Here is a 1,992-nt window from a genome sequence, read left to right as displayed (position 1 = left end):
AAAGTAAGTTAGGCTCGGCGCGAAACGGAAATGTGATTATACAAGAGCGATGCTTAAAGGGGGCTGAATACGCAAGAGAAATTTTAAAAAACGATTTGGAAAATTTTAAATTTTATAATGAAATTTTATGGTTAACGCGCCTGGCACAAATTTCATCTCCAGCCTCCGTAAAAATTTTATAAATTTTGTAAACGACCGCATTCAAAACTTAAAATTGCATCATACCGCTATATGCCGCCGCGACTGCCAACCGCACCCATTCGCGCATAAAACCTGCTTGCAAAACACTTAAGCGCACGATTATAAGATTTCGCTATAATCACGTCCGATTTAAAATTTATCAAAATTTAAAAGGACCTTTATGCGCGCAATTTTTTCTATCTATATCTTCATCATCGCAGCCCTTATCGGCATCGAGCTCTCGCTCGGCGCACTCGTCGCGCCCGTGGTATTTTTCCCGCAGCAGATTATCGGAGAGGGCGTGCTATCGCACTTTCAAAGCGGCAAGCTAATGAGCGAGATCTTCGTAAAATACGGCGGCATCCTCATCGCAGTCTCGATCATCTGTCTCGTTTTTGAGATGATAAATTTCAACAATAACAAATCGCAATCCTTTCGCTTGCGCCTTTCAACCCTAATGCTGACGCTCGTAAATATCATACTTGCCCTACTTTTCGTGCTTTACTTTACCGACTACGTCATAAATGCCCAAAAGATCGGCGCAGAAGCGACGATGATGCCGGAATTTGCCCAAATCCACGCGGCTAGCGAGTGGTGCATGAAACTCATCATCGTGTTTCAAACGGTGCTGTTTTTCGCAAAAATCCTCCCCGCCCTAGCTGCGAGAGATGTCGCAGCAGCGAAAGACGCGCGGGATGAAAATTAAAATTTACTACGAAGATACCGACGCGCAGGGCATCGTGTATCACGCCAACTACATAAAATTTTGCGAGCGGGCGCGCAGCGAGGCGCTTATGCAGGCTAGGGTGGACTTCGCGCGCGCAGACGCATACTTCGTAGTTAGCGAGCTTTGCGCTAAATTCCTCCGCCCCGCGCGCCTCGGCGATACGCTTGAAATTCGCACGAGCCTAGCCGCGCTCAAAAACGCCAGTGCCCTTTTGCGGCAAGAAATTTACAAGATCAAAGATATTAAAAACACGGACTTTAGCGAGCTTTTATACGTGCAGGACGTAAAAATCGCCTTCGTAAAAGACGGCAGGCCGATCAAATTTAGCGCCGAAATTTTAGAATTTTTCAAATCTTTGAGATAAATTTATCTCGCGGGTTCAAATTTGCCTAGTCGTGCGGTGCAAACATAGCGCAGACTGGTTTTTCGGCGTAAAATCCAAAAAAATACGCAGAGCTCTTGGACGGTAATAAAATTTGCAGGCGGGATAAAATTTTACGACATAGAATTTCGCTCGGCGTTAAGGTTTAAATTTAGTGCTACGTCGCGACGCAAATCCCTCACGCGCCCCGAGATAGAAAGCAAAATTTAAAAATATCGGAATTTTGCAATGGCTTTAAATTTTGCCTTGCCCCGCCGCTTTATGAAATTTTATCGTCTTCAAATTTAAACCTGCGCAGATCGAGTCTGTGTTTTGCCTCGCTAAATCCCGCTCATCCATGAAATTTAAGCAGGCTAAATTCGCCCCGCCCGTCCGCTCGCTGCAATGAAAATCGCGGCGCACGCGCAAAGCTGCGCGCAAAATCAAAATAGCGCGCAAAGAAAGCGCCAAAATGCGCCTCACAGCAGCCCTTTTATCTTTTGCAGATCCTCTTTGAGAAGCTCCGCCTTGCTCGGATTTTGCACGATGAATGCGGGATCGAAGCTCGGCACGAAACTGATGCCGCCCTCGTTAAAGACCGAGCCGTGCAGCGCGTCCATGCCCGCCAGATCGCCGTTTCGCAGCACGATCTTACAACAGAGCTCCCCTAGGCAGAGCACGACTTTGGGTTTTAAAATTTTGATTTCATCAGTCAGATAGGGTG

Annotated in this window: 5 protein-coding genes; 3 read left to right on the top strand and 2 right to left on the bottom strand. The window is 46.5% G+C overall.

The features are described from left to right. From Q0274_RS03555 to Q0274_RS03545, 3 genes are all read left to right on the top strand, one after another. The coding region (locus Q0274_RS03555; protein ID WP_298027736.1) for a hypothetical protein at positions 1 to 182 on the top strand (182 nt) is incomplete at its 5' end. Positions 183 to 361: 179 nt separating this feature from the next. Beyond that, positions 362 to 886, top strand: a complete 525-nt coding sequence (locus Q0274_RS03550; protein WP_298027734.1) for a DUF4149 domain-containing protein — start codon at positions 362 to 364, stop codon at positions 884 to 886. Then, positions 876 to 1,271, top strand: a complete 396-nt coding sequence (locus tag Q0274_RS03545) for a YbgC/FadM family acyl-CoA thioesterase (protein WP_298027733.1) — start codon at positions 876 to 878, stop codon at positions 1,269 to 1,271. The genes Q0274_RS03550 and Q0274_RS03545 overlap by 11 nt, the downstream gene beginning before the upstream one ends. A 252-nt stretch (positions 1,272 to 1,523) precedes the next feature. On the opposite strand, the gene Q0274_RS03540 is transcribed toward Q0274_RS03545, so the two are convergent. Both Q0274_RS03540 and Q0274_RS03535 read right to left on the bottom strand, forming a co-directional pair. Next, positions 1,524 to 1,751: a hypothetical protein gene (locus tag Q0274_RS03540; RefSeq protein WP_298027731.1), complete on the bottom strand. Its 228-nt coding sequence runs from the start codon at positions 1,749 to 1,751 to the stop codon at positions 1,524 to 1,526. Then, on the bottom strand, positions 1,748 to 1,992 hold a 245-nt coding region (locus Q0274_RS03535; RefSeq protein ID WP_367271907.1), incomplete at its 5' end, for a uracil-DNA glycosylase family protein. The genes Q0274_RS03535 and Q0274_RS03540, both read right to left, overlap by 4 nt.

The organism is uncultured Campylobacter sp., assembly GCF_937973075.1.
GTDB lineage: Bacteria > Campylobacterota > Campylobacteria > Campylobacterales > Campylobacteraceae > Campylobacter_B.
Note: the sequence above shows the minus strand (reverse complement) of the source record. Positions and strands in the feature narration are given on the sequence as shown.

Excerpts from the sequence above, each read along its gene's own strand:
- Q0274_RS03550 (WP_298027734.1), top strand. The coding sequence starts at position 362 with ATGCGCGCAATTTTTTCTATCTATATCTTCATCATCGCAGCCCTTATC.
- Q0274_RS03545 (WP_298027733.1), top strand. The coding sequence starts at position 876 with ATGAAAATTAAAATTTACTACGAAGATACCGACGCGCAGGGCATCGTG.